General features: G+C 55.9%; 12 protein-coding genes and 1 tRNA gene. 5 read left to right on the plus strand and 8 right to left on the minus strand.

Annotation, left to right across the window (positions count from 1 at the left end):
* The 3 genes from HUV30_RS02985 to HUV30_RS02995 all read left to right on the plus strand — a co-directional run.
* The coding region (locus tag HUV30_RS02985; RefSeq protein WP_174403957.1) for a VCBS domain-containing protein at window positions 1-4,074 on the plus strand (4,074 nt) is incomplete at its 5' end.
* Between the two features lie 136 nt (window positions 4,075-4,210).
* The gene (locus tag HUV30_RS02990; RefSeq protein WP_174403958.1) at window positions 4,211-5,557 is read left to right on the plus strand and encodes a TolC family outer membrane protein; all 1,347 of its coding nucleotides are present in this window, start codon (window positions 4,211-4,213) and stop codon (window positions 5,555-5,557) included.
* A gap of 209 nt (window positions 5,558-5,766) precedes the next feature.
* Window positions 5,767-6,651 (plus strand): NAD(P)-dependent oxidoreductase, encoded by an 885-nt coding sequence (locus HUV30_RS02995; RefSeq protein ID WP_174403959.1) that lies wholly within the window; start codon window positions 5,767-5,769, stop codon window positions 6,649-6,651.
* 149 nt (window positions 6,652-6,800) lie between these two features.
* Here HUV30_RS02995 and HUV30_RS03000 read toward each other — a convergent pair.
* A tRNA-Leu gene (locus tag HUV30_RS03000) sits at window positions 6,801-6,887 on the minus strand.
* A gap of 299 nt (window positions 6,888-7,186) precedes the next feature.
* On the opposite strand from HUV30_RS03000, the gene HUV30_RS03005 reads away from it, so the two are divergent.
* Together HUV30_RS03005 and HUV30_RS03010 are read left to right on the plus strand one after the other, a co-directional pair.
* Window positions 7,187-8,131, plus strand: coding sequence for a bifunctional riboflavin kinase/FAD synthetase (locus HUV30_RS03005; RefSeq protein ID WP_174403960.1), 945 nt, complete (start codon window positions 7,187-7,189; stop codon window positions 8,129-8,131).
* A gap of 201 nt (window positions 8,132-8,332) precedes the next feature.
* Window positions 8,333-10,144 (plus strand): chloride channel protein, encoded by a 1,812-nt coding sequence (locus HUV30_RS03010; protein WP_174403961.1) that lies wholly within the window; start codon window positions 8,333-8,335, stop codon window positions 10,142-10,144.
* A 57-nt stretch (window positions 10,145-10,201) separates the two neighbouring features.
* Here the strand turns inward: HUV30_RS03010 and HUV30_RS03015 are convergent, their stop codons facing one another.
* The 7 genes from HUV30_RS03015 to HUV30_RS03040 form a co-directional block, all read right to left on the minus strand.
* Window positions 10,202-10,969, minus strand: a complete 768-nt coding sequence (locus HUV30_RS03015) for an HD-GYP domain-containing protein (protein ID WP_174403962.1) — start codon at window positions 10,967-10,969, stop codon at window positions 10,202-10,204.
* Between the two features lie 52 nt (window positions 10,970-11,021).
* On the minus strand, window positions 11,022-11,183 hold the full coding sequence (locus HUV30_RS18285) for a hypothetical protein (RefSeq protein ID WP_205245185.1): 162 nt from the start codon (window positions 11,181-11,183) through the stop codon (window positions 11,022-11,024).
* A gap of 360 nt (window positions 11,184-11,543) precedes the next feature.
* On the minus strand, window positions 11,544-12,077 hold the full coding sequence (pal, locus tag HUV30_RS03020) for a peptidoglycan-associated lipoprotein Pal (RefSeq protein ID WP_174403963.1): 534 nt from the start codon (window positions 12,075-12,077) through the stop codon (window positions 11,544-11,546).
* Window positions 12,078-12,331: 254 nt separating this feature from the next.
* Window positions 12,332-13,666, minus strand: a complete 1,335-nt coding sequence (locus HUV30_RS03025; protein WP_174403964.1) for a beta-propeller domain-containing protein — start codon at window positions 13,664-13,666, stop codon at window positions 12,332-12,334.
* Window positions 13,667-13,720: 54 nt separating this feature from the next.
* Window positions 13,721-14,176: an energy transducer TonB gene (locus HUV30_RS03030; RefSeq protein WP_174403965.1), complete on the minus strand. Its 456-nt coding sequence runs from the start codon at window positions 14,174-14,176 to the stop codon at window positions 13,721-13,723.
* Between the two features lie 26 nt (window positions 14,177-14,202).
* Window positions 14,203-15,174, minus strand: a complete 972-nt coding sequence (locus tag HUV30_RS03035) for an energy transducer TonB (protein WP_174403966.1) — start codon at window positions 15,172-15,174, stop codon at window positions 14,203-14,205.
* Between the two features lie 12 nt (window positions 15,175-15,186).
* Window positions 15,187-15,621, minus strand: coding sequence for an ExbD/TolR family protein (locus HUV30_RS03040; protein ID WP_174403967.1), 435 nt, complete (start codon window positions 15,619-15,621; stop codon window positions 15,187-15,189).
* Window positions 15,622-15,628 lie beyond the last annotated feature (7 nt).

Consider the following 15,628-nt stretch of genomic DNA (forward strand, 5'->3'; position numbering starts at 1 on the left):
ACTGACACCGGAGCCGTGACCGAAGACGTGACCGTAGCTGCCTCCGGTACGCTGACGGCCGAGGATGCGGACGCCGGTGAAAGCGGGTTCGTGGTGCATGGAGCCGATGCCCCGCTGGATGGTTCCTACGGCAAGCTGACCATCACTGAAACCGGTGAATGGAAATACGAGCTGGACGGCCGCGCACAGGCGCTGGACAATGGCGACGTCCGCACCGAGACCTTTACGGTGACAACCAACGGCGGCGACACGCACACCATCACCATCACGGTGAACGGTACCGAAGATGCACCCGTCATCACCGGAACTGACACCGGAGCCGTGACCGAAGACGTGACCGTAGCTGCCTCCGGTACGCTGACGGCCGTGGATGCGGACGCCGGTGAAAGCGGGTTCGTGGTGCATGGAGCCGATGCCCCGCTGGATGGTTCCTACGGCAAGCTGACCATCACTGAAACCGGTGAATGGAAATACGAGCTGGACGGCCGCGCACAGGCGCTGGACAATGGCGACGTCCGCACCGAGACCTTTACGGTGACAACCAACGGCGGCGACACGCACACCATCACCATCACGGTGAACGGTACCAACGACAAGCCCGTGGTTACGCTGGCAACCGGTTCCAACCTCATCATCAACGGCAGCTTTGAAGACGGCGTGAACTTTGGCGGTTCCAACTGGACCAAGGCCGACTCGCTGCCGGGCTGGAAGAACGAATCCGATACCTCCATGGAGCCCCATAAGGGCAGCCATATGAACGTCGGCACGACTGACGGTGAGAACTATATGGACCTTGGCGGTTCGCCCGGTAACGCCCATATCTCGCAGACTATCGAAGGGCTTTCCGACGGCGAGACTTATACGCTGCAGTTCTCCATGTTTGACAAGGCATTCAAGGCAGGGAATGCGGATTCCGGCACGCTGGAAGTCTACTGGAACGGCCATCTTGTGGCGACGTTGCATGGTGATTCGGCATCGTGGTCTGAGGTGAGCCTCAATCTGGTGGCGGATGGTACCAGCGGTACTCTTTCGTTCAAGGAAGTAGGCACCTCCACCGACAACCACGGCATAGCACTGGACAACGTCCGGCTGTTCGGCACCGCCGGGGCTGATGTTACCGTGGCCGAGCATGTTGCCAACGGCACAGTTGTGGCTACCGCTGCCGGATCTGACGTGGACGCAGGCGACACCCTCTCTTTCTGGTTGCTCGATGGTGAAGGAAACAGGGTGAACACCCTGAATGGCTTCGCTATCAACCAGACAACCGGGGTTGTTTCCGTCGTCGATTCAAACATGATCGATTACGAATCTGCCACCAACCATGCCATCACGCTCAAGGTCGTCTCTTTTGATGGCACGGAGAATTCTGTTCCGCAGGACCTTACGGTCAATATTACCGACGTTCCGGAAGTGCTCTTTACGACCAGCCATCAGGAAACCCAAACTCCGAATTATACGAACGAATTTGCTACCCAGTTCGATCAGAGCGGCACCAGGGTTGTGAACGGACATGCCGTGACTGTGGGCAAATATGGTGGAACAGACAGCATTTCCGTGGACAAGTGGAATGGCGTGAAGAGCGTGCAGGCCACTTCGTCCGGCGATGCAGACGTCACCATAAACAACTTCGTTCATGTTGACGTGAACCTCGGCTCGGCCAATGACGACGATGCCAAGGGCAGCAACGTGCTGATTAACAACGCCAAGCGCGGTAACGTGACCACCGGCAATGATGGTGACCATATTACCATTCATGCACAGACCAACGACAAGCCGAATACCGGCTGGTCCGATACCTTCACCATCCACACCAATGATGGCGATGATACGCTGGACCTCGTGGGCTCCGGTCTGAAAAATCAGGGTGGCAGCACGGTCTTTGTCGTGGATGCGGGCAGCGGTAACGACACCGTGAACATTTCCGGTGAGAACTACAGCCTGAACATCAACGGCGGTGCTGGGAACGATACCATAACCGTTTCCGGCAGTGCAGCGCACAGCACGCTTGCCGGCGGCGATGGCGTAGACCATGTGACCGTGACCGGCGCCTTGGCGCACAGCGTTGTCAGCGGTGAAGATGTGGATATAAACGGCAGCGTGTTCAACAGCACGCTGACCGGCGAAGATATCACTATCGGCGGAGCGCTGGACTCAAGCTCTGTATCCGGCGGTGACATAACCGTGGGCGGGTCTGTATCCAACAGCACCCTTTCCGGCGGTACCGGAGACGATACCATCCGCATCGGTGGCAATGCCACTAACGTGACTCTGTCCGGTGGGGAAGGAAGCGATCGCATAACCGTGGTGGGCAACTACTCCGGCCCTGCCATCGACGGTGGTTCCGGTGACGACTTCATATCCATCGCGGGCTCCACAACCGGAGCGCACCTTGTGGGCGGTATCGGTAATGATGAGCTTATCGCCGGAAGCGGAACGGATACGCTGACCGGCGGTGTCGGCAACGACACCATGGACGGCGGAGCAGGGTATGATACCGCCATTCTCCAAGGCAACTTCAATGAATACCGCGTGACCGACCTTGGTGATGACGGCTTGCGTTTTGAGCGGATTTCCGACGGAGCCGTTGTGGAAACCGATATCATCAAGAACGTTGAAAACTTCACCTTTGGTGACAAGCACGACCTGAATCTGACGGATGTGCTGAACAATGTTCCGTCGGATGTGGGTATGGCCCGCGCTACGGGCTCCGCTTCCGTGCTCAGCACTGCAACGCTGCATCTGGACGCGCATGCGGTCAACGGAGTTGCACCTTCCACCGTGCATTTCAATAGTAGTGACGGTTTGGGTGGTGTGGGGAGCTGGACTGATACTGCGGGCTTCCCGAACAACGCCTATGCACAGGATACCACCTATGATCCCCATTATGATGCATCTGTGCTGAACGGGCATGGCGGGATATCCTTTGCGAATACCGATCTCATTGCCGCTGCAGGCATCGACATCAAGGCTGAGAAAGACATCAACTCCGGTTCGGATGACACCGGCAAGTCTTTTGCCGTTGTCTTTGAAACCGGAGCCGTGGATGGTTCCATGCAGGTGGTCTATGATAACGGGACGCTCTGGGGTGGCTATAACATCGTAATCGGTGCTGATAATCATCTTTACGCGCAGATATATGACACTTCGTTCTGGAAAAATTCTTCGACTCAGATTGATCTCGGGCTCGCGCAGGCAGACACCACATATTCAGTGATAGTGGACCATGACGATGTAGCGGATACGCTCTCGGTCTGGTGCAACGGGCAGGAGTATTCCGATTCTGTTGCCGGAAATATTCATCTTGTCGAATCGTCTGATATCGGTATTGGCGGGGCTGCTGGTTGGCTATACACACCAGACCATGCCTTTGATCTTGGCGACCACACCTTCAAGGGCTCTGTCGGCGAAGTCATCCAGTGGAATGAGTCACTTGGTGACAAGGTGGATGACGTTCAGTCGTACCTTGACCAGAAGTGGTTTGCCTCGGGCGACAGCCTGACCGTGGGCGCGCATGATGGCATGATTCTCGGTTCCCTTTCCGCCCATGATGCGGACAACGACCCGCTGACTTACAGCCTGAGCAATGATGGCGGCCTGGTGAACCTTGTGTCTACCGGAAGCGAGCATCATATTGTGCTCAACACGCTTGTCGATTCGGGCATGCATGATATCCGCTTCGATGTAACAGCGACGGATTCTCATGCAGCCTCGCATTCGGAGCGCTTCATTGTTGATGTCAACGATCCCTCCGGTACCATTTCGCTTGGCGCTGCGGACACGGGACACGATGTGACCATCATAGGTCTCGATAAGGGCGAGAAGCTTGATCTGAGTCAGCTGCTGCAGGACGAGCACAGAGACACTCTGGACCAGTATCTGCATTTCTCGACCGAGACCGAAGGCGGCAGCACCAACACGCTGATTACTGTTGATGTGCATGGCGGCGGCAACTTTGGTGCCGGTTCCCAGCAGATTACGCTGGTCGGAGTGGACATGACCTCCGGAGGTCATGTGGACTCTGCATCCATCCTGAATGACCTGCTTGCCAACGGCAAGCTCGTGACTGACCTGTAGGTTGAACGGAATGCATACACCCCGTTGTCTTGAGGCGGCGGGGTGTTTTTTGCCTGAAAGAACGCAACGGTGACTGTTTGCGGTATGTGTAAACCAATCTGTTGCAATAATTGAATATAAATAGAATGGGGGCAACGTGAGTTTGCGAATTCTCAAATCCATGCGCGCGGTGGGCATGGCTGTCTGTCTGTGTCTGAGCGGCTTGGTAATGGGTGACGTGGCGTTGGCTGGTGAGACCAGCCTGAGAGACAGTGTTATGGCCACCCTGAAGCAGCATCCCTATCTCCAGTCCATGGGAAAGGTGAAGGATGCTGCGGAACAGGATTATAAGCAGGCCCGGGGCGGCTTCTTCCCCAAACTGGACGCCAGCGCTCAGTACGGGGCGGAATCCTACAGCGATGCAGCTACCCGCAGGTCACAGAACGACAACGATGTGACGGACCGTATGGATGCAAGCCTTACAGCCACACAGCTTCTCTGGGACGGTCATGCGACCGAGGGCCGTACTGATGCCGCGCTGGCTGGCATGCGGTCTGCCGAGAGCCAGTTTGTGGATGTGGCTGATACCCTGGGGCTGGATGCTGTCATTGCGCACGTTTCTGTCTACAGACAGCAGCTGCTGGTTGCACTGGCACAGGACAACGTTTCCGAACACAAAGATATTCTGGCATCCATGGAAGAGCGTGAACGAGTCGGGGCGGGCAGCCTTGCAGATGTGACGCAGACCCGTGGACGCCTTGCCCGGGCCATGACAACGCTTTCTGCCACCAGAAACGAGCTCAATGCGGCCGTGGCAAACTATTATCGTCTGACCGGTGATGCTCCCAAGGAACTTGCACTTGCCGAATTGCCCGGTGCTGTTCCGGCCAACGTTGATGCGGCAGCCAAGGATACCCTGAACAACAACCCCAAGCTTACTTCGCTGATGGCGGAAGTGGACAGGGCTGTGCAGACGGTTGTGCAGAACGAGGCTAACTATTATCCGGAGTTCAACCTCAAGGCTTCTTCCGGCTTTACGCAGAATGCGGATGCTTCCGAAACCTACACCAAGAAGGATCAGCTCATGGTAACCATGGACTGGAATCTCTTCAACGGTGGTTCGGACGTTGCCGGTGTGCAGGCGGCCAAGTCCCGCAAACTGGCTGCCGAACTGAACCTGCGTGATATGCGCGATTCTCTTATGGAAAGCGTGGCAGCAAGCTGGAGCCAATATGAGGCCGCCCGCGAGCAGGTGAGCCTGTATGAAGAAGCTGTGGAATACAACCGCCAGACCCGCGACATGTACGCCCAGCAGTTCACCGTCGGCCAGCGCAGCCTGCTGGATGTGCTTGATGCCGAGAATGAACTCTTTAATACGCAGAGCCAGCTTGTTACCGCCCAGATGAATGTGGTGATCGGCGGTTTCCGCCTGCTTACCCTGAGCGGCAATATTCTTCCTGCGCTGGAAATTGATAAGAAGGAATACAGCCAGAAGTCCATGTAACCGTTTCTGCGCTGGCTTTATTACGATGAATCAAGGGACGCCTCCGGGCGTCCCTTTTGTTTTTGCCGTGGCGTGCAGCGAATTCCAGACGGGCATGTTTACGCTCCATGGTGCGTTGCAATTGGTCAGACCTTCATGGTATCTTGCTTTATTACAGGCATGAATACCGGAGAGTGCAGCGATGCACCGGTCAGAACAAGGAGCATGACATGGAATTGAAAACAGTGGGCTGGATCGGAACCGGAGTCATGGGAAAGTCCATGTGCGGACATTTGATGAAGGCCGGTTATGCAGCCAATGTATATAACCGTACTCCCGAAAAGGCTGCCGACCTTGTGGCTGCGGGGGCCAGACTGTGTGCCACGCCTGCCGAAGTGGCAGCAAACAGCGATGTCGTGTTCACCATTGTCGGTTTTCCCACGGATGTTGAACAGGTGTATTTCGGGCCTGAAGGCATCATCAGCAATGCCCGTAAGGGTACTGTCGTGGTGGATATGACCACGTCGAAACCCGCACTTGCGCAGGCCATTGCCGCAGAAGCGCAGGCACACGGCGTGGAGGCTCTGGATGCGCCTGTTTCCGGCGGTGATCTAGGTGCGAGAAATGCCACGCTGGCCATCATGGTGGGCGGCAGTCAGGCTGTGTACGAGAAGGTGCTGCCCTTCTTTAACGCCATGGGTAAGACCATCCAGCTCATGGGACCCGCAGGGGCAGGCCAGCATACCAAGATGTGCAACCAGATACTCATAGCCGGAACCATGATCGGCGTGGTGGAATCGCTGCTCTATGCCGCCCGTGCGGGAATGGATCACGATGCCGTCATAGATATCATCGGCAGCGGTGCAGCAAGCTCCTGGTCCATCAACAACCTTGGCCGTCGTATTGCCAAGGGCGACTACGATCCCGGCTTCTACATCAAGCATTTCGTCAAGGACATGGGCATAGCGCTGGAAGAAGCGCGGGCCATGAAGCTGGCGCTTCCCGGCCTTGCTCTGGTGCATCAGCTGTACGTGGCTGCGCAGGGGCAGGGGCTGGAGAATCTCGGCACGCAGGGCCTCTACAAGGCCTGCCTCACCGTGAACGGGCTGCAGTAGCGTTGCTGGCGGGAACAGTGGCGGGGGACAGACGTTTTTCCTGAAATAAGACAAGGGCCGCTCCCGCAAAGGGGCGGCCCTTGTTTCGTTGATTCGCGGGGGAGAAAACAAAAAAGCTCCGACATATGCCGGAGCTTTTGCATTCCGTGTGGTGCCCAAGAGAGGACTCGAACCTCCATGAGGGAACCCTCACTAGACCCTGAACCTAGCGTGTCTACCAATTCCACCACTTGGGCACGGAACGTGCCGAGATATTTTCTCGGCGTCGAGGAGAGGTGTTTATCGAGATTGTGTTTGCTTTGCAAGCAAATTCTTGCGGCATGATGAAAAAAAATGCCATGCTCCGCATGCAGGGCGCAGTGTTGTCATTCTCCGCTGTTCTTGTCACCATTTCGGGGACTTGGGCAAAATGAGCGGCAATCCGCATCGGGCCTTGATGCTATGGCGCTTTTGAGGTAGCAATATTCGCTTTCACAAACGGTTTTTTCTTCCTGCCCGGGGGAGGAGGGAAAAAAACTTGCCGTTGGCGGTATGCATGGAAATCGCACGAGAATTACAGGAAATTTCCATAGATCTTTCACGAGGCTGTTGTGTGACCATCGGAAACTTTGATGGTGTGCACAACGGTCATCGCAAACTTATTCGCCGCACCATGGAAAAGGCAGCAAAGCTGGGGCTCCCCAGCGTTGTCGTTACCTTTTGTCCTCATCCGCTCAAGGTGCTGGCCGGAGCGCACGCAGCTCCCCTGATTACCGATTACGAAAAAAAGCTCGACCTCTTCGAGGCGCTGGGCGTTGATCTTGTATTGATGCTGGAGTTCACAAAGGCCCTTGCGGGTATGGAGCCTGAGCAGTTCGTGCGCGAAGTGCTGGTTGAGGGGCTGCATATGAAGGAGCTGGTTGTCGGTTACGACTATTCCTTCGGCAAGGGGCGCAAGGGCAACTTCGAGTTGCTCAGCGAGCTGGGTGCCAGGTTCGGGTATGCCACGGAACGGCTTGACCCTGTCATCATAGACGGTGCCATCGTCAGCTCCACCCGCATCCGCGATATGATCAAGGCCGGCAGGGTCTGGTATGTCCGTCCTCTCATGGATCGTTTTTACGTCGTGAGAGGGACCGTGGTGCATGGCATGGACCGTGGCGGCAAGCTGCTCGGGTTTCCCACGGCCAACATGCGCGTACGCGACGAACTGCATCCCATGCCCGGCGTGTACGCAACGTGGGCAGAGGTGGATGGCAAGGTCTACAAGGCCGTGACCAACATCGGGACCAATCCTACCTTCGGCAACGACGAAATCAGTGTTGAAACCTTCATCATGGATTTCGATCAGGATATTTATGGCTGGGAACTGCGGCTGAATTTTGTCACCCGCCTGCGTGACGAGAAAAAGTTCGGCAGCCTTGATGAGCTTGTGGCGCAGATTACCAAGGACATTTCCTTGGCGCGCCAGATTTTGGAAACTCCCGAGGCCCAGCTGTAGCGTTGTTTTTCGCTGTCCAGCTCCCGGCCTGAATAACACAGGCGGAGGCTGTCAGCTTTCGCCGGACGGCCTGACAGGATGCGGATGCATCCGCTGCTGGTCGGACTGTCTGACGCTGTTTGCGTATTGTCAGCAAACGCCCTCTAACGGGAGTTTGCTTTTCGGCGTTATGCCGTCTACAGATTGATCGGGAGTATGCTCATGTTCAGTCCCCTGAAGCGTCTCTGGAGGAAGTATCTCTACCTCTACCGCAACATAACATATGTGCGGATGCTGGTTATCGGGATATTTCTGGGGGTGCTCACAGGTATCGCCTCCATTCTTTTCTTTTTAGGTATTGAATATTTCAAGCATCTCATTCAGGGGCAATGGGCCGGAATGAATCTGCCTGCCCCGGCTGGAGAAGCCATGTTCCATGGAGAAGGTGCCGAGCACTACCGCCCGTGGATCATACCGCTTTCCTGTGCCGTTGTAGGGCTGGTCACCGGCTGGCTGGTTGAACGTTTTCTGCCGCACTCCATCAATGGCATGACCGATGGCACAGATGCCATGATCAAGGCCTTCCATCAGGACAGAGGGGTTATCAAGCCCTGTGCTCCCTTGATCAAGGGCATCACCTCCATTTTTACCATTGCCTCCGGCGGATCCGCCGGTCGTGAAGGGCCAATTTCACAGATCGGTGCGGGCCTCGGTTCATGGATGGCGGATTTTCTGGGACTTTCCGTCAAGGAACGGCGCATTCTCATGCTCACGGGGGCTGCCGGTGGTCTTGGGGCTGTGTTCCGCGCACCGCTCGGGGGAGCACTCACAGCCATCGAAGTGATCTACAAGGAAGACTTCGAATCGGAAGCGATTCTGCCTGCAGTCATTTCTTCGGTGGTGGCCTATTCGATTTTTACCTTTGCGTTTGGCACTGAGCCGATGTTCGGCATTCCCGAATTTTCGTTCAGCAATATCTTTGAACTGCCGTTTTACGTCATCCTCGCCTTTGCATGTGCCCTTACCGGCTGGATGTATGTACGTACGTTCCAGTACCTCAAGTATTCCGTATTCGAGAAGATGCGTGCCAAGGTAGGCATCATGTGGACCATGGCCGCTGGCGGCCTGATCATGGGCATGTTCGGCATGATGTATCCCAAGGTTATTTCCGGCGGCTACGGCTGGCTTGAGCAGGCCATTCTGGGCGAGCTGACCATTACCACGATGGTTGTGGTGGTGCTGGCAAAAACGCTGGCAACGTCCATAACGCTTGGGTCAGGTATGAGCGGCGGCATGTTTGCACCGGCTCTCTTTGTGGGCGGCATGACAGGCGGGGTTGTAGGCTTCAGTGCGCACAAGTTCTATCCGGATGTCGTGGCCCAGCCCGGGGGATACGTGCTGGTGGGCATGGCCGCGTTCTTTGCAGGCGTAGCCAATGCGCCCATCGGCCCGCTGGTTATGGTCTGCGAACTGACGCAGGGCTATGGTCTGCTTGCGCCGCTCATGCTTGCTTCGGCCATCTGTCTTGTCGTGAGCCGCAAGACCTCGCTCTATGAGAATCAGCTGGAAAACAAGTTCGAATCTCCTGCGCATATCAACGACGCCACCATCAATATTCTTGAAAAACTTCACGTGTCAGACTTTTTCCAGCGTGGTCGCGTGACCATTCTGGAGGAATCCATCACGCTTAAAGCCCTGACCGATATCATCGCCGGAACGAACGAGTTCTTCTTTCCGGTCAAGAACCACGATGGTGAAATAACCGGTATTCTGTCGCTCAACGACGTGCGTAATCTGCTGTACGAAGAATGCCTGTTCGATCTTGTTATCGTGGGTGAGCTGGCCAGACCGCCTATCACCCTGGAAGAGAACGACGATCTTTACACCGCCCTGCTCAAGTTCGTGGACAGCGATCTGGGGCAGATTCCCGTTATCAAGGATAACGATCCCCACACTATTCTCGGCCTTATCAACAGGGCTGACGTATTCAGGGCGTATACGACGCACCTGCGGGTCATTCAGGCCGAAGAGTAGTACGGCCGAGTCAGAACAACAAAAGCGCACCGTTTCTTCGCGAGACGGTGCGCTTTTTTACAGAAGGCTTGTGAGACAAGGCGGCGCCTGTTCGCTGTCTTTGAGCATGAGCACAAGATCATGAATGTGCTGGCGGGCAGCAAGCACCGCCTGTACCACCAGTGGGTCGAACTGTGTTCCCGAGCAGCGCTGCAGTTCTTCCAGAGCCTGATCGAAGGTCATGGACGCGCGATAGGGTCTGTCCTGCAGCATGGCGGAGAGTGAATCCGCCGCTGCAATGATTCTTGCCCCCCTTGGAATGGCATTGCCTCCCAGACCGAAAGGATACCCCTTTCCGTCATACCGTTCATGATGGTGTAGAATCATGGCCTGAATGCCCGTCATGTTCGAAAAAGCCTGTACCGGCTGAACGATGTTGGCCCCGATGGAGGGGTGCATCTTTATGAGCCGCATCTCTTCTTCGTTAAGCGGCCCTTCCTTCTGGAGCACCCTGTCCGGAACACCGATTTTGCCGATATCATGCAGATGGCCGGCAATGTGGAGGATGTCAGACTCATGGCAGGTCATGCCCAGTGTTTGGCCTATGGCTTGGGCAATAATGGCCACTTCTTCTGAATGGCAGCTGGTTCTCGGATCTTTGGCGTCGATGGCGTTGCCGAGAGATTCGGCGAACTGGTGTAATGAACGGCTCACCGCCTCGTCACAGGCGGTTGTGCAATGCTCGGCAGAGGGGAGCGGACAGCAGGCGCCCTGCAGCTGTTTTGCGGCGTGCAGGGGCTTATACGCTACCGGAGTCTTGGAGCGGACGTGATAAAGTTGTTTCATGGTGGGCTGTTAGGGCAAAAGATTGAGTGTGTATTGAAAATGAAATTCGTTTTCACGAATAGGGGCTTTTCATGCGGGTGTCAAATGAAAACAGGCGCTGCTTCTGCGTACCGGAACGGGAAAGACCTTTTGTGATTTGAAGCTGTGCGGTGCAGGTGTTGCCGCTCATCGCGCCTTTGAGAGGGAGGCGCGCCGTAATGTTGGTCTGCGCCACGGAGGAGAGTCATAATGCCTTATGACAGAAGAGCGGGTATACAGAAGCGCGACAGATGAGTGGACATGCGGAACAGAAAACACAGGGCAGAAAAAGGGCACATGCAGGGTGGTTTGATGTTCGTTATGCTGCCTGTTGTCTGCGTGGAGGAACTGCGGGGGATAGAGATGCCTCCGGGATGTGCCATTTTTGCCTCTCAGCGTGAGCTGTGAGAGGTAATTTGACTTGGGGCTGGCAGACGGAGGGATAGCTCTGTTTCAGGGGCGGAAAGGGCGTTTTTTGAAGAATGAGGTTTTAGGGTTTGAAAAAACAAAAGCCCCCGCTTTCGCGGGGGCCCCTGCTAAAAAAAACTATGCGGTACTACTTGATGATCTTGAAGGCAGCGCGGCGGTTCTTGGACCACACAGCCTCGCCCGTGCCTTCAAGGGCAGGACGTTCTTCACCGAAAGATACCACTTCGATCTGGGAAGCGGAAACGCCGAGCACCATAAGGTATTCCTTAACGGCGCGAGCGCGGCGCTCACCCAGTGCAAGGTTGTATTCTTCAGTACCGCGGTCGTCACAATGACCTTCCACCAGCACGCGCAGCTGGGGGAACTTCTTCATGACAGCGGCCTTGTTCTTCAGGGAGTCACGGTAGTCAGCCTTGATGTCGAACTTGTCGAACTCAAAGTATACCAGTTCATCGGTGATAACCATACGGGCCTTGTTCAGGGCTTCTGCAAGCTCCTGTTCGGCGGTCATGGCACCGGAATCAACAGTTTCGACCGGAGCCTGCTCCACAGTGGAAGCCTGCTCAGGGGTAGCAGCTACCTGCTTCTTGGCACAGCCGAAGCTCATAGCCAGTACCAAAACCATAAAAAGTGCCAGCCCGATCCGTTTCATGTTACGCATTGAATATTCCTCCTAATGCTCTGTACAAATCTCTATTAGCAGACACACAATGGTCAGCCTCTATCCCTTTTTCACACGTTCAGCAGGTTGTCTGCGCTTTGAATTCCAAAGCCGATCACACAACGAACGCGACAGTATCGTAGCTTAGGCATAGATTTTGTCAAGATGAATACTATTGGTTATCAATGGGTTCTTAGGCACTCGCTGGCTGCCAAGCCAGATGCCAAGCCTATGCCGAGGGAAAAAATATTTTTTTATTCAGGAACGAATCCCCATGAAGGCATGGTGTCTTCACCGGGTCCGGTGGGCACCAAGCGGGGGTCTCCGCCGTGGCGCGTTGTCAGGTATATCTTGTACTGGCCTGTCCTGCTTGAGGAAAATGCCAGAAAGTATCCGTCGGGGGCAAATGCGGGCATTTCATCGTTGCCCGGACCGAAGGTTACCTGCTTTTCACGGCCGGTAACGAGGTCCAGAACGAAGATGCGGTGCTGCCCGTCCACCATGCGGGAAAAGGCCACCAGCTCACCGTCGGGCGAGATGCTGGGGTTGGTGTTGTATTTGCCTTCGCGGGTTACACGCTCGTCGCTGCCGGTCTTCAGATCTTTCAGGAAGATGTGCGGATTGCCTCTGCGGCTGGAAACGTAGGCCATCTTCGTGCCGGTGGCATCGAAGGAGGGCGAAACGTCAATGGCCCAGTTTTCAATCAGCGTGGATTCCTTCTGGAAGATGTGGTTCAGCAGGTAGATATCGGGGTTGCCGCCGGAAGCAAGGCTCACGGCCACCTTGTTGTTGGGAAGGAAGGTGGGGCCGATGATGGTGTTGCCGGGGAACTTGATATGCTGCACACGGCGCGTGAGGCGGTCCCACACCCCGAGGGAGTGGTAGCGGTCGCCGATGTGGCTGAAGATGATGTAGCGGCCGTCAGGCGACCACGAAGGCGAAAGGCTCAGGCCCTTCAGCTTGGTGAGCTGACGCAGATCGCGGCCGGTGGCATGCACGGACCAGATGTCTTTCTGGGTTTTGCCGGCTTTTTTTACGAAAGCGAGGGTGGAGAGGAAGAAATCTCCCCGTCCCGTGAGTGCCTTCATGAAATCGGCGCAGAAGCGGTCTGCAACGCGGGGCAGCATTTCAGGCGTGATATCGTAGTAGGCCTTGCCGAGAACAAGTTTGCCGGAAAGCACTTCGTACACGCGCAGCTCCACGCTGGGAGACTTGCCCGGTGCAGGGGTAGGCCAGCCCGCGGTGATGAGCAGGTCAACACCTGCCAGCTGGTAGCGGCGCATGTCCACATCGGGGGCCTTGAATCCGGCGAGCCGGTTGCCACCGAGAATCGTGCCGCCTTCCACCACGTTGAGGAAGGGCAGGTAGTAGAGGTTGCCGTCGATCAGCTTCTTGAGTTGGGAACCCATGACAGGTGCCCCGGTAATGGGTCCGGCCGGTCCGGCACTGCCGAGCGGTTCTGCGGTGACCAGATTCAGAGCGCCCTGACCCGGTCCGTAGATATCCACTTCGAGCGAACGCGCATGGGCCTGCAGCACCGTCAGGGCGAGGGTTACGATTAGGAGAAAGGTCGTTCTGAGATGTTTCATGATAATTGTACTCTTCAATTCATGCAGGCCCGAGAGAGCGTGCAGTGATGTCGTCTATTCGTGACTGTTGAAGTTGATGGTTATTTCCGAAATATCCGGCGAAGGCGGTTTGGGAAGTACCTTGGTATCCGCTACCGCACGCAGGGTTGATGCGTCAAAGTCTGCGCGGCCTGAAGAGGCCACGATCTTGGCGTCGAGAATGGAACCTTCGGGTGAAATAATGACCCGCACTCTCGTCGAAAGCTGATCCTTAATAGCCGCGCGTGGGAAATGCCAGCTCTCCTTTATGCGTTGCTGAATGACGATGCCCCATAGTTCTACTTCGGGGGGGATGTCATATATCTTGTTTTCGTTTTGCTGTGCGGAATGCTCCGTTGTAATTGGTGCAGCCTCTTTTGATTGTGTGTCGCTCTGTATCTCCGCATGCCTTTTTGCAGCTGGAAAGGTGCAGGCATTCAGAGAGATAAGCGCTATGGCTATGCAGCTAATTAATAACGTGGCACGGAACATATATTGATTGTCGCAATTTGAGAGCGTTATTCGTGACTGTTGAAGTTGATGGTTATTTCCGAAATATCCGGCGAAGGCGGCTTGGGAAGTACCTTGGTATCCGCTACCGCACGCAGGGTTGATGCGTCAAAGTCTGCGCGGCCTGAAGAGGCCACGATCTTGGCGTCGAGAATGGAACCTTCGGGCGAAAGCATTATCCGCACGCTAGCCGTGAGCTGGTCACGGGTTGCCATCTGCGGAAAACGCCAGTTATCTCTCACGAGCTTCTGCACGGCAATGGCATACAGGTCTTCTATGCTGCCGACAACACCGTCGGAAGGCGGACCTTCAATGCCCTCTTCACCGGCTTCTGCCAGTGCGTCCTGCAGTGCCTTGTCCTGAGAGACAGATTCCTGCAGCGCCGCAAGTTCCTTGCTGAGCTGCTGCTGACCGGAGACGGCGCGTTGTTTCTCGGCCTTCTTGACGGTCTTGGAAGTGTCTGCCAGCGCTTCGCGCAGAATATCGTCGGCGGATTTCTCCGGCTTCTTTTCGGGTTTCTTTTGCGGTTCGGGCTTTTTGTCCGGTTCCGACTTCTTGTCCGGCTTGTCCTTCTTGTCGTCCTTGGGCTTGGGCTGTTCCGCCACCTTGGGTGCCTCTGGCACAACGGCCTTTTTGGGGCTTATGGGGGTGGCGTCGGGCTTGGGCTCGGGCTTGGGTGCGGGAACAGGCTTGGCCGCAGGCTGGGGCTTGGGAGCCGGAGCAGGGGCCGGAGCGGGTTCCGGTGCCGGAGGCGGAGGCGTGGCGGGAGAAGGTTCCGGCTTGGGTTTGACTACGGGGCCGGCAACCTTGTTGCCGGGCGCAACCTTGCCCACCGGACGCTTGCCCGAAAGCGCGACCAGTTTCACCTGATATACAGGAACGTCCAGCCGCACCTTACTTGAGCTTGCAGGCCAATAGATCATGCCTATCACAAGCAGAAGGTGCAGACAGAGGGAGAGCAGCGTGCTGATAAAACGCATCAGATTGGACGCCTACTTGGTTTTCTTCTGGTCCTTGGGTTCGTCGGGCTGTTCCGCTACCACACCAAGGTTGGCTATGCCTGCTGCCTTGATATGCCCCATGGCCTGAACCACGACGCCGTAAGGCACTTCCCTGTCTGCACGCAGGAAAAGCTGTTTATTCTGTTCCTTGACCAGACGGATGATGTGTCCTTCCAGATCGTCGAAGGTGACAGGGTATTCGTCAAGGAACATGGCGCCGTCGCGGCGGATGGTCATGACGAGGTGTTCACTGTCCGTAGGCAGCACTTCAACGGTCTGGGTCTGGGGCAGGTCCACTTCAAGTCCCTGCGTCATGAGCGGTGCTGTGACCATGAAAATGATCAGCAGAACCAGCATGACGTCAACGAAGGGCGTGACGTTGATTTCCGCCACAAAGCCCTTGCTGTTTCCGACAGAAGCTCCCATGGCTATC

The organism is Desulfovibrio subterraneus (assembly GCF_013340285.1).
GTDB lineage: Bacteria > Desulfobacterota > Desulfovibrionia > Desulfovibrionales > Desulfovibrionaceae > Halodesulfovibrio > Halodesulfovibrio subterraneus.